General features: G+C 68.9%; 23 protein-coding genes and 1 tRNA gene. 13 read left to right on the top strand and 11 right to left on the bottom strand.

The window, feature by feature from the left end; genetic code table 11:
• Window positions 1-63: 63 nt before the first annotated feature.
• Window positions 64-552, bottom strand: coding sequence for a hypothetical protein (locus KHC28_RS15590; RefSeq protein ID WP_246564896.1), 489 nt, complete (start codon window positions 550-552; stop codon window positions 64-66).
• A 139-nt stretch (window positions 553-691) separates the two neighbouring features.
• On the opposite strand from KHC28_RS15590, the gene KHC28_RS15595 reads away from it, so the two are divergent.
• Together KHC28_RS15595 and KHC28_RS15600 are read left to right on the top strand one after the other, a co-directional pair.
• A complete protein-coding gene (locus KHC28_RS15595) occupies window positions 692-1,378 on the top strand; it encodes an HAD-IA family hydrolase (protein WP_214009288.1) in 687 nt (228 codons plus the stop codon).
• Window positions 1,379-1,506: 128 nt separating this feature from the next.
• Window positions 1,507-1,581, top strand: a tRNA-Val gene (locus KHC28_RS15600).
• A gap of 654 nt (window positions 1,582-2,235) precedes the next feature.
• Here the strand turns inward: KHC28_RS15600 and KHC28_RS15605 are convergent.
• Window positions 2,236-4,950, bottom strand: coding sequence for a hypothetical protein (locus tag KHC28_RS15605; RefSeq protein ID WP_214009289.1), 2,715 nt, complete (start codon window positions 4,948-4,950; stop codon window positions 2,236-2,238).
• Between the two features lie 364 nt (window positions 4,951-5,314).
• Between KHC28_RS15605 and KHC28_RS15610 the strand changes: the two genes are divergently transcribed.
• Window positions 5,315-6,052: a hypothetical protein gene (locus KHC28_RS15610; protein WP_214009290.1), complete on the top strand. Its 738-nt coding sequence runs from the start codon at window positions 5,315-5,317 to the stop codon at window positions 6,050-6,052.
• A 51-nt stretch (window positions 6,053-6,103) separates the two neighbouring features.
• Here KHC28_RS15610 and KHC28_RS15615 read toward each other — a convergent pair whose 3' ends face one another.
• The 5 genes from KHC28_RS15615 to KHC28_RS15635 all read right to left on the bottom strand — a co-directional run bounded on the left by KHC28_RS15615 (window position 6,104) and on the right by KHC28_RS15635 (window position 9,369).
• A complete protein-coding gene (locus KHC28_RS15615; protein WP_214009291.1) occupies window positions 6,104-6,388 on the bottom strand; it encodes a hypothetical protein in 285 nt (94 codons plus the stop codon).
• A 5-nt stretch (window positions 6,389-6,393) separates the two neighbouring features.
• Complete coding sequence (locus KHC28_RS15620; RefSeq protein ID WP_214009292.1) at window positions 6,394-6,774, bottom strand: hypothetical protein; 381 nt, start codon at window positions 6,772-6,774, stop codon at window positions 6,394-6,396.
• A 10-nt stretch (window positions 6,775-6,784) separates the two neighbouring features.
• The gene (locus tag KHC28_RS15625) at window positions 6,785-7,360 is read right to left on the bottom strand and encodes a TIGR02594 family protein (RefSeq protein ID WP_214009293.1); all 576 of its coding nucleotides are present in this window, start codon (window positions 7,358-7,360) and stop codon (window positions 6,785-6,787) included.
• A gap of 830 nt (window positions 7,361-8,190) precedes the next feature.
• Complete coding sequence (locus KHC28_RS15630; protein ID WP_214009294.1) at window positions 8,191-8,823, bottom strand: hypothetical protein; 633 nt, start codon at window positions 8,821-8,823, stop codon at window positions 8,191-8,193.
• A gap of 18 nt (window positions 8,824-8,841) precedes the next feature.
• A complete protein-coding gene (locus KHC28_RS15635) occupies window positions 8,842-9,369 on the bottom strand; it encodes a hypothetical protein (RefSeq protein ID WP_214009295.1) in 528 nt (175 codons plus the stop codon).
• 86 nt (window positions 9,370-9,455) lie between these two features.
• Here KHC28_RS15635 and KHC28_RS15640 point away from each other — a divergent pair, with 86 nt between their 5' ends.
• Complete coding sequence (locus KHC28_RS15640) at window positions 9,456-10,097, top strand: XRE family transcriptional regulator (RefSeq protein WP_246564897.1); 642 nt, start codon at window positions 9,456-9,458, stop codon at window positions 10,095-10,097.
• Window positions 10,098-10,217: 120 nt separating this feature from the next.
• On the top strand, window positions 10,218-10,931 hold the full coding sequence (locus KHC28_RS15645; RefSeq protein ID WP_214009296.1) for an SOS response-associated peptidase: 714 nt from the start codon (window positions 10,218-10,220) through the stop codon (window positions 10,929-10,931).
• A gap of 53 nt (window positions 10,932-10,984) precedes the next feature.
• Here the strand turns inward: KHC28_RS15645 and KHC28_RS15650 are convergent, their stop codons facing one another.
• The 3 genes from KHC28_RS15650 to KHC28_RS15660 all read right to left on the bottom strand — a co-directional run bounded on the left by KHC28_RS15650 (window position 10,985) and on the right by KHC28_RS15660 (window position 14,223).
• The gene (locus KHC28_RS15650; protein WP_214009297.1) at window positions 10,985-12,496 is read right to left on the bottom strand and encodes a tripartite tricarboxylate transporter permease; all 1,512 of its coding nucleotides are present in this window, start codon (window positions 12,494-12,496) and stop codon (window positions 10,985-10,987) included.
• Between the two features lie 13 nt (window positions 12,497-12,509).
• Window positions 12,510-12,995, bottom strand: coding sequence for a tripartite tricarboxylate transporter TctB family protein (locus KHC28_RS15655; protein WP_214009298.1), 486 nt, complete (start codon window positions 12,993-12,995; stop codon window positions 12,510-12,512).
• A gap of 259 nt (window positions 12,996-13,254) precedes the next feature.
• Window positions 13,255-14,223 (bottom strand): Bug family tripartite tricarboxylate transporter substrate binding protein, encoded by a 969-nt coding sequence (locus KHC28_RS15660; protein WP_214009299.1) that lies wholly within the window; start codon window positions 14,221-14,223, stop codon window positions 13,255-13,257.
• Between the two features lie 431 nt (window positions 14,224-14,654).
• Here KHC28_RS15660 and gor point away from each other — a divergent pair, with 431 nt between their 5' ends.
• From gor to KHC28_RS15680, 4 genes are all read left to right on the top strand, one after another.
• Entirely contained in the window at window positions 14,655-16,058 is a 1,404-nt protein-coding gene (gene gor, locus KHC28_RS15665; protein WP_214009300.1) for a glutathione-disulfide reductase, read from the top strand.
• Window positions 16,059-16,419: 361 nt separating this feature from the next.
• Window positions 16,420-17,805, top strand: coding sequence for a class II 3-deoxy-7-phosphoheptulonate synthase (locus KHC28_RS15670; RefSeq protein ID WP_214009301.1), 1,386 nt, complete (start codon window positions 16,420-16,422; stop codon window positions 17,803-17,805).
• A gap of 210 nt (window positions 17,806-18,015) precedes the next feature.
• On the top strand, window positions 18,016-18,174 hold the full coding sequence (locus KHC28_RS15675) for a hypothetical protein (RefSeq protein WP_214009302.1): 159 nt from the start codon (window positions 18,016-18,018) through the stop codon (window positions 18,172-18,174).
• 82 nt (window positions 18,175-18,256) lie between these two features.
• Window positions 18,257-19,852, top strand: a complete 1,596-nt coding sequence (locus tag KHC28_RS15680; protein ID WP_246564899.1) for an FAD-dependent monooxygenase — start codon at window positions 18,257-18,259, stop codon at window positions 19,850-19,852.
• A 9-nt stretch (window positions 19,853-19,861) separates the two neighbouring features.
• On the opposite strand, the gene KHC28_RS15685 is transcribed toward KHC28_RS15680, so the two are convergent.
• Window positions 19,862-20,866 (bottom strand): zinc-binding alcohol dehydrogenase family protein, encoded by a 1,005-nt coding sequence (locus tag KHC28_RS15685; protein ID WP_214009304.1) that lies wholly within the window; start codon window positions 20,864-20,866, stop codon window positions 19,862-19,864.
• Between the two features lie 167 nt (window positions 20,867-21,033).
• On the opposite strand from KHC28_RS15685, the gene KHC28_RS15690 reads away from it, so the two are divergent.
• The 4 genes from KHC28_RS15690 (at window position 21,034) to KHC28_RS15705 (ending at window position 25,604) form a co-directional block, all read left to right on the top strand.
• Complete coding sequence (locus KHC28_RS15690; RefSeq protein ID WP_214009305.1) at window positions 21,034-21,387, top strand: winged helix-turn-helix transcriptional regulator; 354 nt, start codon at window positions 21,034-21,036, stop codon at window positions 21,385-21,387.
• A gap of 154 nt (window positions 21,388-21,541) precedes the next feature.
• Window positions 21,542-22,879 (top strand): glycosyltransferase, encoded by a 1,338-nt coding sequence (locus KHC28_RS15695; RefSeq protein WP_214009306.1) that lies wholly within the window; start codon window positions 21,542-21,544, stop codon window positions 22,877-22,879.
• 62 nt (window positions 22,880-22,941) lie between these two features.
• The gene (locus tag KHC28_RS15700; RefSeq protein WP_214009307.1) at window positions 22,942-24,615 is read left to right on the top strand and encodes an NAD+ synthase; all 1,674 of its coding nucleotides are present in this window, start codon (window positions 22,942-22,944) and stop codon (window positions 24,613-24,615) included.
• Between the two features lie 215 nt (window positions 24,616-24,830).
• Entirely contained in the window at window positions 24,831-25,604 is a 774-nt protein-coding gene (locus KHC28_RS15705; RefSeq protein WP_214009308.1) for a pentapeptide repeat-containing protein, read from the top strand.
• Window positions 25,605-25,632: the final 28 nt, after the last annotated feature.

The following is a 25,632-nucleotide window of genomic DNA, read 5'->3' on the forward strand; positions in this document are numbered from 1 at the left end:
CTGCCTAACGCCGAAATGCAGCTCGGACAAGCCCGCGCGCCGGATTTCCCGGCCGGGCGCCGCTCAGCGGGCCGGCGCGGTGCACACCACCGCCGCCTCGACGCCGCCGCCCTCCTTCGGCATGTCGCGCACATAGCAGACGCTCATCGCGCCGGTCTTCACATTGACGCGGAACACGCCGGTCTCGCCGGAATAGCGGGTGGACACCATATCGTAGATGCCAGACTCGCCGGGACCGGCGCTGGCATCGCGCGGGAAGCAGCGGGTGACGCCGACGACGCTGCCTTCCGGCCGCTCGAACTGGCAGGCGGATACCTCGCCGGTGTGGGTGTTCACCGAATAGAGCCGGTTGGCCTGCACCGAGGGCGGGGAGCCGAAGACATAGCCCGCGCCATCGGCCGGGGGCGTGGGTGCGGGGGAGGTGGAAGCGCCCTGTGCGAGGGCGAACCCGCCCGTCATCATCGCCAGCGGCAGGCCGAGCGCGGCGGCGAGCGCGATATGCCGCACGTCGTGAGCCCGGCGCATGAGGGCGGAAAACCGCAAGCACGTCATATGTCTTCTCCCGAATCCGTCGCCCGTCCGGCATTTCGCCACGCGACGCGTCTACGCTGCAAGCTGGACAGGGAAAGCGGCGGGATTGTAGGCAGAATTCATCCGGCTCCGCGTTCTCCGCAACATTCAGGTATCCGCCATGTCCCCTGTTGCCCGCCCGCCCGTCATCGCCTTCGACCTCGACGGCACGCTCGTCGACACCGCGCCGGACCTCTTGAACACGCTCGACGTCATCCTCCGCGAGGCCGGCGTCGAACCGCTGTCGCATGACGACACGCGCAAGATGATCGGCGCCGGAGCCAAGGCGCTGGTGCAGCGTGGGCTCGACGCCGCCGGCCTCGTGCTGCCGCAGGAGCGGGTGGAGGAGCTCTATCTCAGCTTCCTCGACCATTATGCCGAGCACATCGCCGACGAATCGCGGCCCTTCCCCGGCCTGCTCGACGCGCTCGACCGGCTGGCGGAGGAGGGGCACGTGCTCGCCGTGTGCACCAACAAGCTGGAATGGCTGTCGCGCCGCCTGCTGGAGCGGCTGGAGATGGCCGACCGTTTCGCGGTGATCGCCGGCTCCGACACCTTCGCCGTCCACAAGCCGGATGCCGGGCACCTGATCGGCACCATCGAGGCGGCCGGCGGCGACCGGGCGCTGGCGATCATGGTCGGCGACAGCCTCACCGACGTGACGACGGCGAAGAATGCCCGCGTGCCCTCGATCGTGGTGCCGTTCGGCTATACCGAGACGCCGGCCGCCGAACTGGGCGGCGACGTGCTGATCGAGCATTTCGACCTGTTGCCGGCGACGGTGGCGCGGTTGCTGGTGCGCGCCTGAACCGCCGCCGCACCGCGCCCGGTGGGGCCGGGCGGGAGGCGGAAGACGCATCTGAGGCGTGGATGGCGGCGATGCCCGCTTGACACCCATCGGGTGGAGCCAGTAAATCGCGCCACCTTGATGGCGGCGGGCGATTAGCTCAGCGGGAGAGCACTCCCTTCACACGGGAGGGGTCGCAGGTTCAATCCCTGCATCGCCCACCATCAGGCTCCAAGTTCTTCAATCACTTGAGTTCGATATTCGCCAGGTGCGGCAACGCACCGGCGCGCGACCGTTTGCACAGCACAGCGAACGAACCCGTGGAAGAACCGTGGGAATCGTTCCGCCTGTGTTCCCGCCCAAAACGAAAAAGCGCTGAACGTCTCTCTCCGGAAGAGTGGGGATCAGCCCACAGGCATGATGCGGACGCGACGACGCGGGCGGCGTTCGGTGGTGTGGCGCATGCGACTCTCCTCTGCTGTAGCTGTCGGCTCGACGAGAGATTGGCAGTGCGACGGCCATGTGCAACCTCTCCAGCCACAAATCCAACCTCGTCGCGATCACCGATCTGGTCGGGACACTCCGCAATGGCGTCGGCAATCTGGCGCCGCAGCCGGGCGTCTACCCCGACCATCCGCCGCCCATCGCGCTCCACCGGGCTCGTGGGGATCGAGCCCGGTGGATTTGTCGTCTGCCGCTCCGGGCAAGGCGCGATCGGCGTCTCATCGGAGCGGGTAGCGTGGCCGCGCCTGACCCGAAGGCCGCGCCGGAGCGCCGACGGTCCATCGGTACGCCGGCGCTCCAGCAAGGCAGGGGGAACCTGCCCTGCTGTCACACCCTACGGGTCGAGGCGGCGCCGGTGATCGGACCGCGCGCGGTCACACCGTCGAGAACAGCTTCCGCCACGCCCCGCCGGAATAGATCATCCCCACACGCTGGGTATCCGACGTGATGACGATGTCGGAGCCGAGCTCCAGGTTTCCACCCGAGGCGCTGCTGTCCAGCGTCACGGCGTAGGTACCCCGTATCCGAAAGGTGAGGATACGCCCTTCCATCGCACCGGTAATCGCGGTGATGGTCTGGGTTCCCACGATGTCGGAGACGCGGATCTCTCGCAGCGGCAGGTCGTTGCGGGCCGGCAGGCTGATCACCCCGCTCGCGGCGTCGAGCGTGAGATAGCCGTCGCCGAACTCGTTGCCGTATCGCGAGATGATGATGGTACCGGTATCGGATACCGAAGTCGGCGGCGTCCCGCGCTGACGGTTGTTGATGATCCGCAGCGAGCCGTCAGTGGACCAACTCCTCCCACCGCCGCGTGGCATGCTGGTATAGGCGTCCGAGATGTCCTCGAACACATTGCTGTCGATGTCGATCTCGCTCACCATTTCCGTCGTGGAACCATCATGCACGAAGCCGTAGGTGCCGCCTGCCAAGCGGTTGCCACGGATCAGGATATCCGAGCCGCTGAGCTTCTCGGGATACCGGAACCAGATGATCGGCCCGGTGCCGTCGCCTTCGAGGTCGCAGTCCAGTACCGCGACGTGCGATTGGTGCTTGCCGATCAGCTGGAGCGGCGTCGCGGCGCGCACGCGGCTATTGACCACCCGGAGGCTCTCGAAGCTCGCGCGGGCCACGATCGGGCCGCCGATTTCGCTGTCGGCGATGTTGATCCGCCCGGCGAACGGGGTCTCGGTATAAGTGGAGGGGGCGGTCGTGATATCCCCGCCGATACCGATGCCGCCGCCGGTCATGCGCAGGCCGACGATATTGTAGTTCTTGCCGCGCAGCGTCATCCCGTCCACGTTGCGGGCGAGATGGTTGATCAGCGAAAAGTTGTTGACCTCATGCCCGCCGGGCGGGTTCTCGCTCTCGAACGTTTCGCCGCCGGTGACCACGACGTCGCTGCAGATCAGCCCTTCGGCGCTGACCGTCGAATCGGACATGTAGTTGACGAGATTCGCGAATCCGCAATCGACCGAGCGACGGCAATATTTGCCATCGGGATCGTTGACGGCCGCGGCGACGCCGCCCTGCAGGGAGATGCCGTAGAATCTCTGGCTGATGGGCGAGGTATTGCTGGAGTCCGTGTAGTCGCGTCCGAGCGTGTAGGGTGAATCGACCTTCGCGGACACGTAAATCGCCAGGACGATCGACGATCCCTTGAAGTTCTCGCAGTGCGACTTTTCCACCAGGATCCGCTCGAACCCGGTGATCGACAGCGGGGATATCGCCGCCGTGCGCAGATACTCGTCCTCCTCATCATTGCTCTCGGACTGGCCGTCGCCCGGCCCTCGTGCGCGGAAATGGCTGACCGTGCAGGTGCCGCCCAGTTCCAGCCTGCGCACATTGACCGGCAGGGCCACCGGATCGGCCGCGAGGGTGTAGCTTTCGAGCAGGCCCGAGCCGAGTTTGAAGGTCGTTGCGTCCGTGACGTCGCGGATCTGCGCCATCTCGCCCGCATAGGCGATGCCGTAGCCTTTGACGCCGGACACGCCGATCCAATACTGATGGGTGCTGGTGACCGCCAGCCAGTCGCCGATGGAAAAGCCCGTCGTGTCGCTCACGCCGAGGCTGGTCGCCCCCGCACTCGCCGGAAGGGCCAGGCGCGTTTTGGTTCCGGTATAGATCGGTCCGCGGATGCTGAGCCACGGCTCGGCGCGCGTGATCGAGCCCGCCGAGAGGTCGACGAATCCGGACGTGCCGAAATCGACCGAGACGTCCCGCCCTTTCGGGACCGAGATCCGATGGCGGGCAAGCGCACATTTGTAGCGGCCCCGCGCTTCGATGGTCGGCGCGTAGCCGCCTGCCACGAGGTTGTTGGTGCGCAGCACCAGCCGCCGGAAAGCATCGTCGTCACGCTGGTAGGCGACGGTGTCGTCGATCTTCGCGCCGGATCCGAACATCTCCGGCGTCAGCACGCCGGTGTACGGCGTCGTCACATCTTCGTTCCAGCCGATCGGCATCGGCAGGTAGGTATAACCGAACAGATTCACCTGGCCCTGATCGCGGTATTCGATGAGGGAAAAGTTGTCGATCGTGCGATTGAAGCTGGTCGTGCCGGAAAGCTGCAATCCGTAGTCGCCTTCGCGAAGATAGAACGAAAGCGTGTGCGTAGCCGCACCGCCGACGTCTTCCAGCGTACGGTTCTTGTCCGGATCGGTGTTGAGAACGATGGCCATCAGGCGGCCGGTGGTGCCGCCTGAGTTGGTTTTCACCTTCCACTGCATGGCCGTGCCGGGTGCCGGCAGCGGATTGGTCGCGCCGGCCGCGCGAAAGTCATAGGTGACGACCTCCGACAAACTGGAACCGCTGAGAACGCCGCTGCCCCAGGTGAAGTTGACCAGCGTCCAGGGGGTGTTCGGGAGCGCGGTCGGATCGGTGGTGAAATTGCCGCCGACGATCAGTTCGGTGCCGAGGAGCGGCATCCCGTTCGCGACGATCGGGTCGCCCTGCGCGTCGAGGGCCACCCGATAATGCGAGGCGCCGCCATCGCCGGGCGCCGCATAGCCGTCTATGAACACGTCATCCGGCGGAGGGGTCTGAGTGCCCGCCGCGATGGCGTCGGCGAGGGTGTCGAAACGTACGGTCGTCATTGTTGCTAACCTCATTGGTTCAGGAAAAAAAAAGGCTGGGCGCTGTGCCCAACCGCGGGGAATTCCGGTGCCGCCGACGTTCGCGGACGGCACCGGGCAGAGGGGGCTGACGGCAGGGCGGGTCGGATCCGCCGACGCGGGGGCGTCGGGCGGCGGCTTCCTGTCGCTGGAGCGGGAAGGCTTGCGTCCCGGCGAGGCCGCCGGCGTCGCGGACGGGCGGACGGCTCGGTTTTCCCTTCGGCAGACCGATCGGCGCCCGACGTGGCGCGCGCCGGCCGACGAAATGCCGGACAAAGCGCTCTCGGGCCGGTTGGAACGCCTGCCGGCGCGCTGCTATGGTCCGCCGCGCTCGAAGGGGGATTTGATGAGAGAAAACGTGCGGATGGCGGTGATCTGCGGCCTCTGCGTGGTGCTGGGCCTGTGCCTCGGATTTGCCGTGGCGACGACGTTCTGGAACCGGCTGGTGGTGGGCATCAACAGCGAGGCGCTGTCGAACTGGCTGGGCTTCACCGGCGCGGTGATCGGCGCGCTCGCCACGGTGACGGCCGGTGCGCTCGCCTATATCGGCGTGGTCTACAGCCACGCGGCGAGCACGCGCGACGACGCCATCCACCGGATCACCGGCTATCTCGCCACCCTGCGCAACCTCTACGCCAACTGGATGGAGCTGAAGGACACGCCGGAGACCGATCCGAGCCGCGACCTCAAGGTGCACACGCTGCAGAGCGAATTGCTGCGGCCGGAAGTCACCGTCGCGCTCTACGATTCCATCCTGCAGGAGGACCAGGTCGCCATCTTCGTGTTCTGCAACACGCTGCGCGTCGGCCTCACCAACGGCCACCCGCACCAGCACAATGCGGCGGGCCTCGCGCTCTACATCTTCGACGACGTCACCCGCGCGCTCACCATCCGCAAGCGGCTGCTGGAGGAGGGCAATCCGCTGCGCAAGGTGCAGGGCACCAAGTTCCTGATCCCGGCGCCCTACATCAAGGCGCTGTCGAGCGGCGAGACCGCCGATGTGGCGGCCAAGAAGGCGTGGATCTATGCCGAGGAGCATGAGGCGGCGCCGGAGGTCTCCCCGCCGCCCGCCGCCAACGCCTGATGGCGCGGACCGCCGGCGACATCCGCGCGTCCCGGTCCCCGCGCTCCGGTGTCAGGGCCGGAAGATCTGGATGCGCAGCCCGGCCCAGACGACGATCAGCACGCCGCCGGTGACGAGGGCGAGCACGGTGTAGCCGATCTTCGCCGCCGCGCCGTCCATGGCCCGGCGCCAGCGCCGCAGGAACCAGAAATCCTTGCGGGCCTCCTCGCGGTCGTTCTTGTCCTCGAGATGGAGGCCGGCATCGGCGAGACCCCGCCTCACCGATCGCTCGATCAGATCGCCGAGCTCCTGCCGCGAGACGACGAGCACGACGGATTCCGCGGGCTCGTTCTCCATCCCGGTCACCCTCCCAGCGGTTTTCGCGCGCGCCAGCGGCCGTAGAGCACGGTGACGGCGCCGAGAATGGCGGTGAGCTGGGAGGTGAGCGCCTCGACGCTGGGCGGCGAGCCGTCGGCGATGTCGAGCGCCAGCGCATAGAGCCCGCCGACCAGCGCGACGAGGGCGCCAAGCGTCACCCGCGACTGGTACCAGGGTTCGGCATTGGTGCGGTGATCCAGCCGCGCGAGGGCGTCGCGGACCGCCGGCTGGCGGGAGAGCTCGCTCAGCACCTGCCCGGCGATCCGCTCGGCCTCGGTGCCGGCGGTGCCATTGCCGGGCATGCGGAGGGCGGCGCGGACGGCGTCGCGCACGGCACGGGTCAGGGTGGGGACATTGGCGGACATGGTGGCCTCCTCAGGCCTCGTTGACGGAGAGCGTGCCGCTCGGCGCCTGCATCGGCAGCGGCGAGGGCGGGAAGACGAAGGTCGCGGGCCAGCGCAGGCCGCCGGGGCGCAGCCGGCTGCGGGCGATGCGGGCGACGGTGACGGCGTCGGACTGGTTGCCGCCGAGCACGTGGTAACCGCCGCGATCCTGGCCGACGAGAAAGCCGACATGGCCCTGCCAGGAGGAGGGCGCGCCGCGCCAGAACACGCCGACGCAGCCATAGGCCGGCGTCACCAGCCCGGTGCCGAATTTCAGCCAGTTGATCGATGCCCAGGGATCGGGCGGCAGCGTATCGCCCGGCAGGGTGGCGGCGATGCACCAGCCGGCGAAGGTGCCGCACCAGGCGGTCTCGTCGTCGCGGAACGGGGCGTTGAGCGCCTCCAGCATGCGCAGGATCGCCGGGGCATGCCGGGGCCCCTTGATCTCCCGCAGGTCGAGGTGGCGCCGCGCTTCCACGATCCAGGGCGGCGGCGGGGGCGGCGTGAGGGTAGCCGCCGGCGGACCATCGGCGCGCGCGGGCTGCTTGCGCAGCTTCGGTTGGGTCATGACGAGGCTCCAGAAATGAAAAAGCCGCCCGATGGGACGGCTTCGAACGGAAGGGGTGGGTGGGGCTCAGACGATGGCGCGGTCGTTGAGCCGGCTAACTGGACTGGCGCTTATTGCCTCCGAATGACGTCAAGCCAATCGGGCCGGGTTTGCCGTTCACCCCGACCGTCGCCGGCAGGCAGGCGGGAGTGCCGAAGGCATCCGTGTTGAATGTCGACGTAAGGGTGTTGGAAGGCCAGAGCAGGGAATGGCTGAATGCCGCGCGGCACACCGAAGGCCAAGTCGATGGCGGTGTTGCCGGTGAGGGTAACGCACAGGTGCAGGATCTGCGCCGGCGGCGGTAGCCGGGATCGTCGGACGCCATGTCGGTGGGACGCGGCGCGACGGTGATCGGGTGGTTGTCGAAGGTAGTGCCGGAGGCGGCGATGCTGGGGCCGTCGACGCGGTTCGCGTCGGTCGGCGTGCTGACGGGCGTGCGGGTGTCCGAGCGGCTGTCTGCCGGTCAGGGCGATGTCGGTGCCGGAGGTCCTCAGCTGGTCGACGCCGGTTTTCGCCGTTGTGCATGTCGAGCTGCGGCCGGACCATCAGGCGGGCGGATCAGGCAACCGGAGCGTGGGGCGATGTCGACTGCCGATCCGTAGCGCTCGGCGATCTGGTGCGCGTTCGAGGGGATCGGCGGGGGCGTTCAGGACGTTATCGTGTCGACGGATGGATCGGTGTCCAGAGTGTTATGTCTAATGGATATATCAAAATAAAACGAATATTTTTACTGGATGAATAGTTCTCATTATGTGATTTCGTGCTTAGATTATATTTCATACTTCTACATGTCAACTGCCATCGTCATCGAATAGTGCTTTGTATTTACTTTGTATCGAAGGGTTGTGCCAGTCGTGGGCGCGCCGGATCATGCTGGCGGGTTCCGGTGCCAGCTTCCACAGCGCGACAAGAGCCGATAGGGCGGCCTTCAGGAGGGTCCCATCGCCGCCGATCGGTGCGTCGTGCAGTGCGACGCGGTCGAGGACGGCGGCGACGCGCGCACGGTCGGGCAGGGCCCGCAAGGCGGCCCGGGCGGCGCCATATCGACGGTCGAGCCGGGCGTGATGCGCCTCGGTGCTGTCGGGAGCGAGCGGCGGGCTCGCGCCGGCGGCGGGGGAGAGGCGGCCGAGGGCGGAGACCGCCTCGCCGGGGGCGGCGATCGCATGGCGATAGGCGATGGCGAGCCGCCGATAGCGCTGGCCGGCATCAAGCTCGGCTTCCGAGATAAGGCCGGCGAGGTGGAGGCGGCCGAGCTCGCTCTCGGCGAGCCGGCTCTGCCGGGCCTCGCTCGGCAGATGGCGGCGATGCGGCTGGGCGAGGGCGACGGCCATCGCGTCGGCTTCGGCGGCACGCTGCGCCGCGACGGAGCGCGACAGGCGGCCGGATGCGGTGCGAAGGCGGTTCTTCTGTCGGCTGCGGGCCATAAATGTTTCCGTTTTGTTCTAAGCGCGAAATGGGGTCGGGCGGATATCGGCAGCGCGCCTGTCAGCCGACTCCGGCTGGCCCGCGCGGGCATAGGCGTTCCAACTCGCTGGGCGAATTACCCGGCGGGCGTGCGGTTCGCACCAGGACTGGCCGTGGCGCATCACCGGCGCGCCGCAGCACAGGACGAAGCCGTCGGCGCCACCCCCGACGATCCAGGCGCATTGGAAATCCGTGCGGGCGAGCAACGGGACGGCCGGGGTGGGCGGGGCCTGGTCCTGCGCGGCCTGGTCCTGCGCGGGCGGTGCCGGTGGCTGCGGCTCCGCCGGCGGCGGAAGCGCGGGGACGAGCGTCGCCGGGCCGGCAGGCAGTTCCGTCGGGCCGGCGCGGTGGGCCGGCGGCCGGGGCTGCCGGCCGGTGGTCATCCTGGGCGGGGCCGGCTTCCAGCCGTGGTCCTCGACCGGCATAGCGTCGAAAATCGCTCCAGAAATGTGCCCGCGATCCAGTTCGGCCAGCCAGTTATCGAGTATGGGGGTGTAACGGGTCATGGTGCTTGTCGTCTCCCATCAGACAATTCGAAACGTATCGTAGCATCAATTCGATTTGTATCAATACCTGTGATACGATTTGCATCATGGAAGCGGAGAATCCGGCGATGGAGATGGCGGAGCGGTTGCGGCGCGCGCGCGAGGAGGCGGGTTATCGGAGCGCGGCGGAGGCGGCGCGGGCGTTCGGCTGGAACGAGGTGACCTACCGTGCGCATGAGAATGGGGTGCGCGGGCTGAAGCGCGAGGCGGTGGACAAATATGCCGGCGCCTTTCGCGTCTCGCCGGTGTGGCTATGGTCGGGCGAGGGGGCGCCGGACAAGCGCAACACCGTGATGGTGCTCGGCTATGTCGGCGCCGGCGCCGAGGTGTTCTCCATCGACGATCTCAGCAAGGGCGACGGTTTGGAGGAGGTCGAGCTGGACTTCCCGGTGCCCTATGGCAGCATCGCGCTGGTGGTGCGCGGCGACAGCCAGTACCCGATCTTCGAGGATGGCGACCTGATCGGCTATCACCGGCACAGCGAGGATCCGGCCCAGCTGGTCGGGCGCATGTGCATCGTGCGCCTGCTCGACGGCCGGACCTTCCTGAAGCGGTTGCGCAAGGGCGCGCAACCCGGCCTGTTCACCCTGGTCAGTGCCAATGCGCCGGATATCGAGGACGTGCCGGTGGAATGGGCGGCGCGCTACACATTCCATATCCCGTCCTATGCGTGGCGGAAGGCGCGTTGATACGATTGGTATCGAATTTGTTCAATTGTGCAAATTGAATTGTCGTCGCGGGCGTCGCCTCGAGGCCGGTGCGGTGGCCGGTCGGATTGATCGGCGCCGGCGCTGCGCTAGTCTGGACCGATGTGCAATCTCTACAGCCTGAAGACCAATGCCCAGGCGATCGCCGATCTGGTCGGCACGCTGGACAATCACGCCGGCAACATGCCGCCGCAACCGGCGATCTTTCCCGACCAGCCGGCGCCGGTGGTGCGCCTCGCAACCGGCGGCGGCCGCGAGCTGGCCCGGGCCCGCTGGGGCATGCCGCCGCCGGTGGGCCATGGCGGGCCGCCGGTGACCAATATCCGCAACCTCGCCTCGCCGCACTGGCGCGCATGGCTCGGCCCGGCGCATCGCTGCCTGGTGCCGTTCACCTCCTTCTCGGAATACGCGCCGACGCCGGACCCGGTCAGCGGGCGCCGCGACATCGTCTGGTTCGCCCGCGACGAGAGCCGGCCGCTCGCTTTCTTCGCCGGCCTGTGGACGGCGTGGCAGGGCACGCGCGGCACGAGGGCCGAGCCGGTGGAGGGGCGGCACGAGCTGTTCGGCTTCCTCACCTGCGCTCCCAATGCGGTGGTCGAGCCGATTCACCCCAAGGCGATGCCGGTGATCCTCACTACGCGCGAGGAGCGGGAGATCTGGCTGCGCGCGCCATGGGAGGAGGCGAGGTCGCTTCAGCGCCCGCTGCCGGATGACGGGCTGATCGTCGTCGCGCGCGGGGCGGCGAAGGCGGACCCGCCCGAGGATGAGGAGCGCGCGCCCGCCCGGCCGGCGTCCTCGCAGCTCAGCCTGTTCTGAAACGAAAAGGCCCGGCGCGCGGCCGGGCCCTTGATGTCGATGCGGGGAGGGGATCAGTCCTCGTCGCCACCCACCGGCGCCTTGCGGCCGGTGATGAGGTAGAACAGCAGCGGCCCGAACAAAGCGAGCGCGGCCAGCGTGTAAAGCGTCAGCGCCACCGGGCTCTGGAACAGCACCAGCGGGTCGCCGACGCTGATGGCGAGCGCGCGGCGCAGCTGCTGCTCGGCGAGCGGGCCGAGGATGAGGCCGACCACCACCGGCGCGATCGGGTAGTCGTAGCGGCGCAGCACATAGCCGAGCAGGCCGAAGATCAGGAGCATGCCGAGCTCGACCAGCGACGGGTTGGCGCCGAGCGTGCCCAGCGTCGCGAAGACGAGGATGCCGCCATAGAGCCACGGACGCGGGATCGCCAGGAGCTTCACCCACATGCCGACCAGCGGCAGATTGAGGATCAGCAGCATGATGTTGGCGATGAACAGCGAGGCGATCAGGCCCCAGACCAGGTCCGGATTGGTGGCGAACAGCAGCGGGCCGGGGTTCATGCCGTATTGCTGGAAGCCGGCCAGCATGATCGCCGCCGTCGCCGAGGTCGGCAGGCCGAGGGTGAGCAGCGGCACCAGCACGCCGGCCGCCGCCGCATTGTTGGCCGCTTCCGGTCCGGCGACGCCCTCGATGGCGCCGTTGCCGAACTCGTCCGGCTTCTTGCACAGCCGCTTTTCCAGCGCATAGGACAGGAAGGTCGGGATCTCCGCGCCGCCCGCCGGCATGGCGCCGATGGGGAAGCCGAGGAAGGTGCCGCGAATCCATGGCCACCAGGAGCGCTTCCAGTCCTCCTTGTTCATGAACACCGAGCCGCGCACCGGCTCGATCACCTCTTCCGCGCGCGCACCGGCGGCGGCGACCGACAGCGTCTCGCCGATGGCGAACAGCGCGACGGCGAGCGTCGTCACCTCGACGCCGTCAAGCAGGTCCGGCACGCCGAACGAGACGCGGGCCTGCCCGCTCTGCAGGTCGATGCCGACGAGGCCGAGGGAGAGGCCGATGAACAGCGAGGTGAGCCCGCGCGTCACCGAGGAGCCGAACGCCGCCGACACCGTGGTGAAGGCGAGGATCATCAGCGCGAAATAATCCTCCGGCCCGAAGGAGATGGCGATGTCGACCACGGTGGGGGCGATCAGCGCCAGCCCGATGGTGGCGATGGTGCCGGCGACGAAGGATCCGATGGCGGCGGTGGCGAGCGCCGGCCCGCCGCGCCCGGCGCGGGCCATCTTGTTGCCTTCCAGCGCCGTGACGATGGACGAGCTTTCACCCGGCGTGTTCAAGAGGATCGAGGCGGTGGAGCCGCCATACATGCCGCCATAATAGATGCCGGCGAACATGATCAGCGAGCCGGCCGGATCGAGCTTGAAGGTGATGGGCAGCAGCAGCGCCACGGTGAGCGCCGGCCCGATGCCCGGCAGCACGCCGACGGCGGTGCCGAGCATGACGCCGAAGAAGGCGAAGACGAGGTTCATCGGCTGCAGCGCAACCATCAGACCCTGTGCGAGAGCGCCGAAAGTATCCATGAGTGCGCGCTCCTCAGATCAGCCGTTCGATGGGGCCGGCTGGCAGCGACAGCTGCAGGCCCTTGGCGAAGATGAGATAGATCACGAAGCAGATCGCCGCGCCGGCGAGGAAGTGCGCCCAGATCGGCCCGCGCCCGAACCCCTTGGCGGTGGCGGCGAACAGCCAGCCTGTGGCGATGGAGAAGCCGGCGAAGGGCAGCAGCACGATCTGCCCGACGAGGCCGGCGAGCACCCAGAAGATCGGGCGGATCTCGTCGTGCGGCCGCTCCTCCTCGACGCCCTTCATCGCCTCGACCGCATTGGCGATGGCGAGCAGGCCGAGGCCGATGGCGATCAGGGTCGGGAAGGCGGCCGGTCCGACCGCGCTGTAGGAGGGGATCTGCGCCAGCCGCCAGGCTTCCCAGCCGATGACGGCGGCGAGCACGGCGAGTGCCAGCGCGATGACGAAGCGGGCCTTGTCCGGCTTCGAGCCGGAGGAGAGCGGGGTCGGGTCGGACATGAGGTGCCTCTGGGGTGTCTCGGATGGGACCGGACGGGTCGGACGCAGAGCGGCGTGATACTGGCGGCGTGATACTGGCGGCGTGGTACCGGCGGCGTGGTACCGGCGGGGCGATGCTGGCGGTGCGGTCCGCCGGGGTGCCGTTGACGTAAGGGACGGTGGCGTCGTCCTTTAAGGAAACGCCCGGGCACTGGAGCGCCCGGGCGGCATGGGATCGGAGGGGTGGGCGCCGTCGCTCACGCCGACGGCGCCCGCCGCCTCACTGCACGAGGCCGATTTCCTTCAGCACCGCGGCGGTGTTGGCGATGTCGATGGCGAGCTGCTTCTCGAAGGCTTCGCCGGCGAGATAGGTGTCCGCCCAGCCCTTCTGCTTCAGCATGTCGGTCCAGGCCTTGGACTTCGCCATCTTCTCGATGACCGCCGAGAGCTCCTTCTTCTGCTCCGGGGTGATGCCGGGGGCAGCGGCGACCATGCGCCAGTTCTGGATCTCGACGTTGACGCCGGATTCCTTGAAGGTCGGCACGTCCGGGGCGTCCGGCAGGCGCTGGGCGCTCGACACGCCGAGGATGCGCAGCTTGCCGGCCTTGGCCTGGGCGTCGAACTCGGACAGGCTGGAAATGCCGACCGACACCTTGCCGCCGAGGATCGAGGCGAGCGATTCGCCGCCGCCGGAGAAGGCGATGTAGTTGAGCTTCTTCGGGTCGCCGCCGATCGCCTTCAGGATCAGGCCGGCCGCGATATGGTCCGTGCCGCCCGCCGAGCCGCCGGCCCAGGAGACCTTGGCCGGATCCGCCTTCAGCGCCGCGACGAGGTCGGCCATCGACTTCAGCGGCGAATTGGCCGGCACCGCGATGGCCTCGAACTCGCCTGTGAGGCGGGCGAGGGGCGTCACCTGGTCGAGGGTGACCGGCGACTTGTTGGTGAGGATGGCGCCGACCATCACATAGCCGCCGACGATCAGCGCATGGGGGTCGCCCTTGGACGCGTTGACGAACTGCGCGAGGCCGATGGTGCCGCCGGCGCCGGGCACGTTCAGCACCTGCACGTTGGACACCAGCTTGTCAGTCTGCAGCACGTGCTGCATCGAGCGCGCGGTCTGGTCCCAACCGCCGCCGGGCGCGGCCGGCGCCATGATCTTGAGTTCCGCCACCTCGGCCTGCGCGCCGGCGAACGGGATGCAACTGGCGAGCACGGCGGCGACGATGGCCCCGCGGAGCATCTTGGTCATTGGTTTCCTCCAGTGGATGGCGGCATTGTTGGGTCGGATGGCGCCATTGCGTATCGCGTGCAAGCTAGTGCGCAGCTTGAAACCTGTCGAGTTCCACGAAAGAACGAACAAGTTCATGATGTTGCAGTGCAAAATCGACGACTGCGCTGCGGAAGCGGCGGGCGGACGCCCCGGAAGCTGCGCCGTTCCTCTACGGTGGGCGGCCTGTCGATGCGGGGCTCGCATGCGCCGTGCCCGGCAGCCCATGCCGCGGCCTGAGCCGTGCCGCACGCGGTGCCCGCGCGGACGCCGTCGCCCCGTTTCGCGCGTATGGCAGGGCTGCGCCGGGCGCTCGATGGCTTGACGCGGGGCGGGCTCGGGGCGACATGGGGCGATATGGCAGGCAGGACCCGCACGTCGCGGTGTCCGCGCCATCAGCCGGGAGCTCCGCAATGTCCAGCTACGACGTCGATCTGTTCGTGATCGGGGCGGGCTCCGGCGGTACGCGTGCGGCCCGTATCGCCGCCGGCTATGGCGCCAAGGTGATGGTCGCCGAGGAATATCGCGTCGGCGGCACCTGCGTGATCCGCGGCTGCGTGCCGAAGAAGCTGTTCGTCTACGCCTCGCGCTTCGCGCACGAATTCGAGGACGCCGCCGGATTCGGCTGGAGCATCGCCGGCACCAGCTTCGACTGGCCGACGCTGGTCGCCAACAAGGACAAGGAGATCGCGCGGCTGGAAGGCGCCTATCGCGCCAATCTCGGCCGCTCCGGCGTCGAGATCGTCGCCCAGCGCGCCACCGTCGAGGGGCCGCATGCGGTGCGGCTGGCCGACGGCACGCGGCTGACGGCGCGGTACATCCTGATCGCCACCGGCGGCCATCCCAATCTCGGCCCGGCCATACCCGGCCGCGAGCTCGCCATCACCTCCAACGAGGCGTTTCATCTGGAGCGGCTGCCGGACAGCATGGTCATCCAGGGCGCCGGCTATATCGCGCTGGAATTCGCCTGCCTGTTCGCCGGCCTCGGCGTGACGGTGACGGTGGTGCATCGCGGCGCGCGCCTGCTGCGCGAGTTCGACGACGAGGTCGCCCAGCGGCTCGAGGCGGAGATGCGGGCGAACGGCATCGCCATCGAGCTTGGCGTCACCATCACCGGAATCCACGCCGAGGCCGGTGCCAAGCGGGTGAGCCTGTCGGACGGGCGCGAGATCGTCGCCGGCGAGGTGATGCTCGCCATCGGCCGCCAGCCCAACACTTCCGGCCTCGGGCTGGCGAATGCCGGCGTCGAGCTGGCCGCCAACGGCGCCATCAAGGTGGATGCCGGCTCGCGCACCAATGTGCCGTCGATCTACGCGGTGGGCGACGTCACCGACCGGCTGCAGCTGACCCCGGTGGCGATCCGCGAGGGCCACGCCTTCGCCGATACCGTGTTCGGCGACAAGCCGTGGACGGTCGACCATTCGCTGGTGGCGACGGCGGTGTTCACCGAGCCGGAGATCGGCGTGGTCGGCCTCACCGAGGCGGAGGCGCGGGCCAAGGGCTACCGGCTCGACATCTACAAGACCGATTTCCGCCCGATGAAGGCGACGCTGTCCGGCCGCGCCACCCGCACCTTCATGAAGCTGGTGGTCGACCAGACGACCGACCGGGTGCTCGGCGTGCACCTGATCGGCGAGGCATCGGCGGAGATGATCCAGATCGTTGGCATCGTGCTCGCCATGGGCGGCACCAAGGCGGATTTCGACCGCACCATCGCGCTGCACCCGAGCGCGGCGGAGGAACTGGTGACGATGCGCACCAAGCACGCCTCCAGCGATCTGCCCGAGCAGTCGGCGGAATCGACACCGGCCATCTGAGACGGTTCGCCTTCCCCGCACGGGACCCAGCGACAGCCGGGTTCCGCACTCGCCGTGATCGACATCGGAGGCCTCCGATGTCGATGGAGGAGTGAGGCGAGGGGGCTCCCCGCTTCCCGATCCTATCGCCCCACACCGACCCGCTATGCGGGCCACCCCTGCCCAATGGGAAGAGGCCAAGGAAGGCGTATACTGGCTCTCCCCGTTGGGTTGCGCGAGGAAAGAGCCCGCTGGCATCGCTGCAATCCTGCTGCGGCGCCACCGCTCTGGCGCTTTCCACAGCCTTGGGTGTATAAGGCCGGCCTTTTCCGCGCGGGAAGGAGACAACAAACCGCGCGACGCTGCCGATGAGGAGGCAATCATGTCTGACCGCTGGACGCCGGATAGCTGGAGGGCCAAGCCCATTCAGCAGGTGCCGGACTATCCGAACGCCGAGGCCCTGGCCGCGGTGGAGCGTCAGCTTGCCTCGTTTCCGCCGCTGGTTTTTGCAGGTGAGGCCCGCCGCCTGAAGCGCGAGCTCGGCAAGGTGGCCAAGGGCGAGGCGTTCCTGCTGCAGGGCGGCGACTGCGCCGAGAGCTTCGCCGAGCATTCGGCCGACAACATCCGCGATTTCTTCCGCGTCTTCCTGCAGATGGCGGTGGTGCTGACCTATGCCGGCGCCTCCCCCGTGGTGAAGGTGGGGCGTATCGCTGGCCAGTTCGCAAAGCCGCGCTCGGCGCCGATGGAGACCATCGGCGGCGTGGAGCTGCCGTCCTATCGCGGCGACATCGTGAACGACATCGAGTTCACGCCGGAAGGGCGCATCCCCGATCCGCGCCGTCAGGTCGAGGCGTACCGCCAGTCGGCGGCGACGCTGAACCTGTTGCGCGCCTTCGCGAATGGCGGCTACGCCAACCTCGCCAATGCGCACACCTGGATGCTGGGCTTCGTGAAGGACTCACCGCAATCCGGCCGCTACCAGGCGCTGACCGACCGCATCACCGAGGCGCTCGACTTCATGCGTGCCATCGGCATCGATCCGGAAGTGCACCCGGAGATGCGCTCGACCGATTTCTTCACCAGCCACGAGGCGCTGCTGCTCGGCTACGAGCAGGCCCTCACCCGCGTGGATTCCACCACCGGCGACTGGTACGCCACCTCCGGCCACATGATCTGGATCGGCGACCGCACCCGCCAGCCGGACCATGCGCATCTGGAATATGCCCGTGGCGTGAAGAACCCGGTCGGCCTGAAATGCGGCCCGTCGCTGAAGCCGGATGACCTCATCCGCCTTATCGACCAGCTGAACCCGGACAACGAGGCCGGCCGGCTGACGCTGATCGCCCGCTTCGGCGCCGACAAGGTGGGCGACCACCTGCCGGGGCTGGTGCGCGCGGTGCAGCGCGAGGGCCGCACCGTGGTGTGGTCGTGCGATCCCATGCACGGCAACACCGTCAAGGCGGCGTCGGGCTACAAGACGCGTCCGTTCGACCAGATCCTCTCCGAGGTGAAGGACTTCTTCGCCGTGCACGCGGCCGAAGGCACCTATGCCGGCGGCGTGCATCTGGAGATGACCGGCAAGAACGTCACCGAGTGCACCGGCGGCGCGCGGGCGATCTCCGACGCCGACCTGAAGGATCGCTACCACACCTATTGCGATCCGCGGCTCAACGCCGAGCAGGCCATCGAGATGGCCTTCCTCGTCGCCGAGCTGCTGAAGCAGGAGCGTGCGGGCCGCACCCGCCCGGTGACGCAGGCGGCGGAGTAGGGCGCTTTCGCCCGATCACTGCCGCGCCGATCACTGCCGCGCCGATCACTGCCGCGCCGATCACTCCTGCGCGAGGCCGATGCCGGTCTCGCGCACGCCGGCGGCGGTACATTGATCCGCCACGCGAAGCGACGATAATCGGACGGCGGACGGGGAACCCCTCGTCCGCCGTCTTGCGTTTTGTCGGCCCGAGCGTGCAGGAGGATCATCGTGCTTCACATCGATCTGCCGAACCGGCCAGCGAGGCCCGCAGCGGTACGGGACCAGATGCGTGCGCGGAAGATCGCGACGTTGAAGGAGCTGTCCGATATCCGTGCCACTGGCTTCGGTGGCGCCGACGGCGTGGCGATCCTGGGCTACCCGCTCTGACGCTGCCACAGCGGGCGGCGACATGCCGTCCGCCGTCCGGTATCGCCGATCCGCGGAGGACACGGCCATGAAAGATGCGGCCATGAACGACATACTGATCGTCGGCGCCGGCCCGGTCGGGCTGACGCTCGCCGCCGTGCTGGTGCGCCACGGCGTGCGGGTGCGGCTGGTCGACAAGCTGGCGTCAGCCTCACCCTATTGCCGCGCCATCGGCGTCACACCGCGCACGCTGGAGGTGATGGACGATCTCGGCCTCGCCGGTGCACTGGTCGACGCCGGCATATGGCTCGACGGGCTGCGCACCCTGGTGCACGGCCATCCCGCGCGCGACAGCGACAACGACTTCGCCGACCTGCCCTATGCCCAGCTCGGCGTGCCGCAGGACGCCACCGAGCGCCTGCTGGCCGGGCATCTCGCCGGCCAGGGCGTCGGAATCGAGCGCGGGGTGGAGCTCGCCGGCCTGACGCAGGACGAGACGGGCGTCGAGGCACGCTTCGCCGACGGTTCTTCCGCGCGCTTCGCCTATGTCGTCGGCTGCGACGGCGCGCATAGCGCGGTGCGCCGGGTGCTCGGCATCGCCTTCGAGGGCGAGGCCTGGCCGATGGAATTCATGCTCGGCGACGTGCGCATCGACTGGGACCTTCCGCCCGAGCAGGACTTGCCGCGCGGGCGGGCGCTGTTCGCGCTGCGCCCGATTCCCGAGGCGCCGCCGGACCTGTTCGTCGCCATCCCGCTGCCGGAGCGCGGGCGCTACCGCGTCTCGATGGTCGCGCCGGAGCGGCTCGGCGCCCCGGGGCAGGGCACCGGCCACGGCATCCAGATCGACCGGCCGGGCGCCACGCTCGCCGACCTGCAGGAGGTCGCCGACCGGCTGCTGCCGGATCCGCCGAGGCTGTCGGAATTGCGCTGGTCGTCGATCTTCCGCATCTCGATGCGGCTCGCCGCGCGCTATGGCACCGGGCGGGTGTTCATCGCCGGCGACGCCTGCCACATTCATCCGCCGACCGGCGGGCAAGGGATGAACACCGGCATCCAGGACGCCTACAATCTCGGCTGGAAGCTGGCGGCGGTGGCGCGCGGCGAGGCCGGCCCGGCCCTGCTCGCGAGCTACGAGGCCGAGCGGCGCCCGGTCGCCGAGGCGGTGATCGCCCGCACCGTCGAGCAGTCGCTGAATTTCGGCCGGCCGCGGCCGCCGGAGGACCGGCTGGCCGATACCCAGCTGCTGGTGAACTATCGCGGCGGTCCGCTCAGCGTCGGTGCCGCTGTCGGCCCGGTGGAGCCCGGTGACCGGCTGCCGGAGGTGCAGGGCCTGCGCCGCCACGGGCTCGGCTTCCCGCTCCGCCTTGCCGATGCGGTGCGCGGACCGGATCTCGTGCTGCTCGCCACGGTGCGGCGCGGCGAGGTTTCGGCGCTGGAGGCATTGGCGGCGCAGCTGCGCGCCTCGGTGCGGGCGCCGCTCCGGCTGGTGGCGGTGGCGCCCGGCGACGCGGCGGTGGAGGCGCCGCCGGGCGTCAGCCTGTTCTACGATGCGGCCGGCATGTTCGCCGCCGCCTTCGGCCCGGCCCCGGCGGCGCTGATCGTCCGGCCGGACAAATATGTCGGCTGGACGGGCGCGGTGGGCGATGCCGGGGGCATGCTGGATTATCTCACCGGCGTGCTCGGGCTGGCGGCGGGGTGAGGTGAAGCCTCACCAGCCTTCCAGCACGATCTTGCCGATGGCGCGGCCGCTCTCCAGCGCCGCATGGGCGCGCTTGAGGTTCTCCGCCGTGATCGGCCCGTAATTGGCGCCGAGCGTGGTCTTCACCTGCCCGGCGTCAACCAGCCGCGCCACCTCGTCGAGCAGGTCGTGCTGGGCGATCATGTCCGGCGTGCCGAACAGCGGCCGGGCAAACATGAACTCCCAGTGCAGCGAGGCGCTCTTCTGCTTCAGCAGGCGCACATCGATCAGGTCGGGATCGTCGATCAGCGCCACCTGGCCCTGCGGCTTCAGCGCCTTGACGATCTCCGGCCAGTGGGTGTCGGTGCCGGTGAGGCTGAACACGTGGTCGGCGCCTTCGAAGCCGGCCCTGGCGAGTTCCTCGGACAGCGGCCGGGTGTGGTCGATCACCGCGTGGGCGCCGAGCTTTTCCAGCCATTCCCGGCTCTCCGGCCGCGAGGCGGTGCCGACCACGGTGAGCCCGGTCAGCTGGCGGGCGAACTGGACGGCGAGCGAGCCGACGCCGCCGGCGGCGCCGATGATCAGCAGAGTGCCGGCGCTGTCGCGCGTGAGGCGCAGCCGGTCGAACAGCGCCTCCCAGGCGGTGATGGCGGTGAGCGGTAGCGCCGCCGCCTCGGCAAAGCCGAGCGAGGCCGGCATATGGCCGACGATGCGCTCGTCGACCAGATGGAACGGTGCGTTGGTGCCGGGCCGGTTGATGGCGCCGGCGTAGAACACCTTGTCGCCCGGCTTGAACAGCGTCACCTCGGCGCCGACCGCCTCGACGATGCCGGCCGCGTCCCAGCCGAGGATCACCGGCTCGGCGGCGGTGCCGGCACGGCGCATCCGCACCTTGGTGTCGACCGGATTGACGGCGATCGCCTTCACCGCGACCTTGAGGTCGCGCGGGCCGGGCGCCGGCTCCGGCGTGTCGAAGGCGAAGAGCGCGCGCTCCTCGGAGATGGGCAGCGAGTCGATGTAGCCGATGGCCTTCATAACGTGTCTCCCGCGCTTTCGCGCCGTGATGCGGATCGGCAGCGAATGTCGGCAAGGCGGCCGGGTCCTGCAAGAACGCACGAAATTGTCGGCTGGTATCGAAAATGTAAGCCCCTTACGTCGCCCGGCGCCGCATCCTACATTCCGCCGGTCGGACGGAGCGGATCATGGCGAGGCGGCACAGCAATTACACGCGAGGCACCGGCTGCCCGGTGGAGGCGGCGCTGGAGATCATCGGCGCCAAATGGAAGGGTGGGGTGATCTATCACCTGCTGGAGGGCGAGCTGCGCTTCATGGAACTGCAGCGGCGCATGCCGACCGTGTCGCAGCGCATCCTCTCCAAGGCGCTGCGCGAGCTGGAGGCCGATGGCGTGATCGACCGCACCGTCTATCCCACCGTGCCGCCGCAGGTCGGCTACCGGCTCACCCCGGAGGGAGAAGCGCTGCGCGCGGCGGTGCTCAGCCTGCGCGAATGGGGCGCGCGGCGCACGCCGCCGGTGTGTGCCCTCGCGGCGGAGTGATCGGTCGCAACCCATCTCATGTACTGCGCAAGAATTATTCGGCAATATATTGAAATATAACGATTCTAACGCACGCACAGCCCTGTTTCCCTCCGAGCGAGAAAAGCTTTAGAACAGCAGCCGACATCGTTCCGCATGGCGCGGGACGCGGATTATGCTGATGCCCCTCGACGCTCCTCCGCAGGCGTTCGCCGCGCCCGCCCGCATCATTCTCGACCTCACCGACGTGGTGATCCTGCTTTCCGCCGGCGGCGGGATCGGCGGCATCATCCGGGTGGTGGTGCGCCTCGCGCACCATGCGACGGCCGGCGGGGCCGAGCCTCCGGTGATGCTCGCCTTCTATCACCCCGCCCGCAAGGCCTATGTCGGCATCGACCCGGCGCTGTTCGCCGACGACAGCTGGACGCGGCCGGCCGATCTGCGCTCCGCGCTCGGCCTCATCGGCGTGCCGGTGCCGTTCGTCGGCACGCGGCATTTTGACGAGCCGGTGCGCCGTTTCTGGCACATCGCCCGCCGCCGGCTGAAGAACTGGCGCGCTGCCCGTGCCGAGCGCGCCCCGGCTGGCGCGCGGCCCGTCGGCTGGGCGCTGCGCCCGCTCGATCTCGCGCCGGGCGAGGCGGTGCGCGCGGCGGTGCTCGGCATGGCGTGGATGGTGCCGCAGCAGATCGAACGGCTGCGGGCGCTGGCGCCGCAGGTCGAGATCGTCACCCTGATCCACGACCTTATCCCGCTGACCGCCGGCAACGAGGAACTGCCGAACCCCGCCTTCGTGCACTGGTTCCGCAGCCTCGTGCGGCAGACCACGCACTTCCTCGCCGTCTCCCGCTACACGGCCGACGAGGTCGAGCGCGAGGTGGTCGCGATGGGCGGGCATGTCGAGCGCATGGACGTGGTGCCGCTCGCTCATGAATTCGCCTTCGAGGGGACGCCGGACCTCTCGGTCGTACCGCCCGGCGAGTTCGTGGTGACGGTCGGCTCGCTCGGGCACCGGCGCAAGAATCTCGACCTGCTGCTGGATGTCTGGGGCCAGCTGGGCAAGCGGCTCGGGCCGGAGCGGCTGCCGACCCTCGTCATCGCCGGCGCGCATGGCCGGCAGGCGGCGCGGCGCGAGGCGGCGATCGCCCGCCATCCCGAGCTCAGCGACAAGGTGGTGCTGGTCGACCGGCCGAACGACGCCAAGCTGGCGGCGCTCTACCGGGCGTGCCTGTTCCACGTCTATCCCAGCCGCTACGAGGGCTGGGGCCTGCCGGTAGGCGAGGCGGCGTGGTTCGGCAAGCTCTCGGTATGCTCCGGGATCACCTCGATTCCCGAGGTGATGGGGCCGGCCGCCGACTATTTCGACCCGGCCGACGCCGAGGCGATGGCGGCGGCGCTGGAGAAGCCGATTCGCGACCGGGCCTATCTCAGGGGGCGCGAGGCGGAGATCGCGGCGATGGGGCTGCGCAAATGGGCGGACGTCGCCCGCACCCTCGTCGCGAAGCTCACGCGATGAACCCCATGCCGCGTGGTACAACAGCGATTGCCGAGCCCTCGGCGAGCCATTAAATCAGCCTTATGTCCAGCGCTCCCGTCGACCAGCTCCTCATTGCCTTCGCCCAGCTCAACCCGATCGTCGGCGACGTCGCCGGCAATCTGGAGAAGGCGCGCGCCGCCCGGTCCCTCGCGGCCGAACAGGGCGCCGACCTCATCCTGTTCACCGAGCTGTTCATTTCCGGATATCCGCCGGAAGACCTGGTGCTGAAACCTGCCTTCCAGGCCGCCTGCCGCAGGGCGGTGGAAATGCTGGCGGCCGACACCATCGATGGCGGGCCGGCGGTGCTGATCGGCTCGCCCTGGGTCGATGGCGACAAGCTCCACAACGCGGTGGCGCTGCTGGAGGAAGGGCGGATCGCCACGCTGCGCTACAAGGTCGACCTGCCCAATTACGGCACGTTCGACGAGAAGCGCATCTTCGCCGCCGGGCCGATGCCGGGGCCGATCCCGTTCAAGGGCGTGCGGCTCGGCGTACCGGTGTGCGAGGACATCTGGACGCCGGATGTCGTGGAGTGCCTGTCGGAGACCGGCGCCGAGATCCTGCTGGTGCCGAACGGCTCGCCCTATCGCCGCACCGTCTATGACGAGCGCATGAACATCGCCGTCGCCCGCGTGGTCGAGAGCGGGCTGCCGCTCGCCTATATCAACCAGCTGGGCGGTCAGGACGAGCTGGTGTTCGACGGCGGCTCCTTCGTGCTCAATGCCGATCGCTCGCTCGCCATCCAGTTCCCGAATTTCCAGGAGCGGGTGCGCATCACCCGTTGGGAACGCTGGGCCGATGGCTGGCGCTGCGAGGAGGGCGCGCGCGCCCCGCTGCTCACCGGCGACGAGGCGGATTACGCCGCCTGCGTGATGGGCCTGCGCGACTATGTGGAGAAGAACCGCTTCCCCGGCGTGGTGCTCGGCCTGTCGGGCGGCGTCGATTCGGCTCTGGTGGCGGCGATGGCGGTCGACGCGCTCGGCGCGGCGCGGGTGCATTGCGTGATGCTGCCCTACCGCTTCACCTCCAACGAGTCGCTCTCCGATGCCTCGGCGGTGGCCGAGGCGCTGGGCTGCCGCTACGACATCGTGCCGATCGCCGAGGCGGTGGAGGGGCTGGAAGCCTGCCTCAAGCCGCTGTTCGCCGGCACCGAGCGCGGCATCACCGAGGAGAACCTCCAGTCGCGCGCCCGCGGCACCATCCTGATGTCGGTATCGAACAAGTTCGGCTCGATGGTGGTGACCACCGGCAACAAGTCGGAAATGTCGGCCGGCTATGCCACGCTCTACGGCGACATGAATGGCGGCTACAATCCGTTGAAGGACCTGTACAAGACGCAGGTGTTCCGCCTCTGCCACCTGCGCAATGTCTGGAAGCCGGCCGAAGCGCTTGGCCCCGACGGGCGGGTGATGCCGGACAACGTCATCATCAAGCCGCCGACCGCCGAGCTGCGCGAGAACCAGAAGGACCAGGACAGCCTGCCGCCCTACGAGGTGCTGGACGCCATCCTCGAAGGGCTGGTGGAGAAGGAGCTGCCGGTCGCCGAGATCGCCGCGCAGGGCTTCGATGCGGCGCTGGTGGCGCGGGTGGAGCGCATGCTGAACCTCGCCGAATACAAGCGCCGGCAGGCGGCGCCGGGGGTGAAGATCACCCCGCGCAATTTCGGCCGCGACCGCCGCTATCCGATCACCAACCGGTTCCGCGAGACCGCTTAGCACCTCAGGCGGCCATTGTCGGCGCCGCGCCTCAAGCCGGCGGTTGCCGGCGTAAGGCCTTGCGCCGGCCACTGCCGCAGTCGTGATGCGCCGAGCCGGCGCGCCGGTGGTATCACTGGCGTCGGCTGTGGTTTGCGGGGGCTGCCGTCGACGTGCGGTGGCCCGGAGCCGGGCGGAGGCACGCTGTGAAGGCGGCGAGGACGATCGGGTTCGCCATGCTGCTGGCCGGAGGCCTCGGCCTCGCGCCGGTCGTGGCGCAGGACATGCTGCGTCATCTCGACCTGAATTCGCCGCAGATGACGACGGCCGAGATGAGCCGCGCCGATGTCGAGGCGCTGGTCGCGGCGGCACAGCCGGGCAAACCTGTCGATCTCGCGGGGCGGCGGCTCAATGGCCTCGATCTGTCCGGCCTCGACCTGACCGGGGCGAATTTCCGCGCCGCGCTGCTTAACCGCGTCAATCTCTCCGGCGCGCATCTCGACGGCGCGGTGTTCGATCAGGCGTGGATGCTGAAGGCCGACCTCTCCGGCGCCAGCCTGAAGAAGGCCAGCCTGTTCAGCACGCAGGCACAGGACAGCCGGCTCGCCGGCGCCGACCTTGCCAGTGCCCGCATCGCTGGCGATCTCTCTCGCGCTGATCTTCGCGGGGCCAATCTCTCCGGTGCCGATTTCAGCGCCGACATGCGCAACCAGTCCATGGGGCTGATGCGCGGCGTGCTGAACTCGGCCGATCTCGAGGGCGCCGATCTCGCGGGCGCCAACCTGTCCCGCGCCCAGCTCCGCTATGCCAATCTCCGGGGCGCCAATCTGGCGGGGGCCTCGCTGGTCGGCATGGATGCCGCCGGTGCCGACCTCACCGGCGCCAATGTGGCCGGCGCCGACTTCAGCAATGCGGATGTCGATTCGGCGCGGCTGATCGGCCTTGTCGGCCTCGCGGCGGCGAAGAATCTGGATGCCGCCCGCAATCTCGGCCTTTCCATCCGCCAGTGACGGAAAGGCCCGGTTGTAAGCCGGCCCG

It is taken from the genome of Ancylobacter sonchi (genome assembly GCF_018390695.1).
GTDB classification, from domain to species: domain Bacteria; phylum Pseudomonadota; class Alphaproteobacteria; order Rhizobiales; family Xanthobacteraceae; genus Ancylobacter; species Ancylobacter sonchi.

Excerpts from the sequence above, each read along its gene's own strand:
- KHC28_RS15590 (WP_246564896.1), bottom strand. The coding sequence starts at position 552 with ATGACGTGCTTGCGGTTTTCCGCCCTCATGCGCCGGGCTCACGACGTG.
- KHC28_RS15595 (WP_214009288.1), top strand. The coding sequence starts at position 692 with ATGTCCCCTGTTGCCCGCCCGCCCGTCATCGCCTTCGACCTCGACGGC.
- KHC28_RS15605 (WP_214009289.1), bottom strand. The coding sequence starts at position 4,950 with ATGACGACCGTACGTTTCGACACCCTCGCCGACGCCATCGCGGCGGGC.
- KHC28_RS15610 (WP_214009290.1), top strand. The coding sequence starts at position 5,315 with ATGAGAGAAAACGTGCGGATGGCGGTGATCTGCGGCCTCTGCGTGGTG.
- KHC28_RS15615 (WP_214009291.1), bottom strand. The coding sequence starts at position 6,388 with ATGGAGAACGAGCCCGCGGAATCCGTCGTGCTCGTCGTCTCGCGGCAG.
- KHC28_RS15620 (WP_214009292.1), bottom strand. The coding sequence starts at position 6,774 with ATGTCCGCCAATGTCCCCACCCTGACCCGTGCCGTGCGCGACGCCGTC.
- KHC28_RS15625 (WP_214009293.1), bottom strand. The coding sequence starts at position 7,360 with ATGACCCAACCGAAGCTGCGCAAGCAGCCCGCGCGCGCCGATGGTCCG.
- KHC28_RS15630 (WP_214009294.1), bottom strand. The coding sequence starts at position 8,823 with ATGGCCCGCAGCCGACAGAAGAACCGCCTTCGCACCGCATCCGGCCGC.
- KHC28_RS15635 (WP_214009295.1), bottom strand. The coding sequence starts at position 9,369 with ATGACCCGTTACACCCCCATACTCGATAACTGGCTGGCCGAACTGGAT.
- KHC28_RS15640 (WP_246564897.1), top strand. The coding sequence starts at position 9,456 with ATGGAAGCGGAGAATCCGGCGATGGAGATGGCGGAGCGGTTGCGGCGC.
- KHC28_RS15645 (WP_214009296.1), top strand. The coding sequence starts at position 10,218 with ATGTGCAATCTCTACAGCCTGAAGACCAATGCCCAGGCGATCGCCGAT.
- KHC28_RS15650 (WP_214009297.1), bottom strand. The coding sequence starts at position 12,496 with ATGGATACTTTCGGCGCTCTCGCACAGGGTCTGATGGTTGCGCTGCAG.
- KHC28_RS15655 (WP_214009298.1), bottom strand. The coding sequence starts at position 12,995 with ATGTCCGACCCGACCCCGCTCTCCTCCGGCTCGAAGCCGGACAAGGCC.
- KHC28_RS15660 (WP_214009299.1), bottom strand. The coding sequence starts at position 14,223 with ATGACCAAGATGCTCCGCGGGGCCATCGTCGCCGCCGTGCTCGCCAGT.
- gor (WP_214009300.1), top strand. The coding sequence starts at position 14,655 with ATGTCCAGCTACGACGTCGATCTGTTCGTGATCGGGGCGGGCTCCGGC.
- KHC28_RS15670 (WP_214009301.1), top strand. The coding sequence starts at position 16,420 with ATGTCTGACCGCTGGACGCCGGATAGCTGGAGGGCCAAGCCCATTCAG.
- KHC28_RS15680 (WP_246564899.1), top strand. The coding sequence starts at position 18,257 with ATGAACGACATACTGATCGTCGGCGCCGGCCCGGTCGGGCTGACGCTC.
- KHC28_RS15685 (WP_214009304.1), bottom strand. The coding sequence starts at position 20,866 with ATGAAGGCCATCGGCTACATCGACTCGCTGCCCATCTCCGAGGAGCGC.
- KHC28_RS15690 (WP_214009305.1), top strand. The coding sequence starts at position 21,034 with ATGGCGAGGCGGCACAGCAATTACACGCGAGGCACCGGCTGCCCGGTG.
- KHC28_RS15695 (WP_214009306.1), top strand. The coding sequence starts at position 21,542 with ATGCTGATGCCCCTCGACGCTCCTCCGCAGGCGTTCGCCGCGCCCGCC.
- KHC28_RS15700 (WP_214009307.1), top strand. The coding sequence starts at position 22,942 with ATGTCCAGCGCTCCCGTCGACCAGCTCCTCATTGCCTTCGCCCAGCTC.
- KHC28_RS15705 (WP_214009308.1), top strand. The coding sequence starts at position 24,831 with ATGCTGCTGGCCGGAGGCCTCGGCCTCGCGCCGGTCGTGGCGCAGGAC.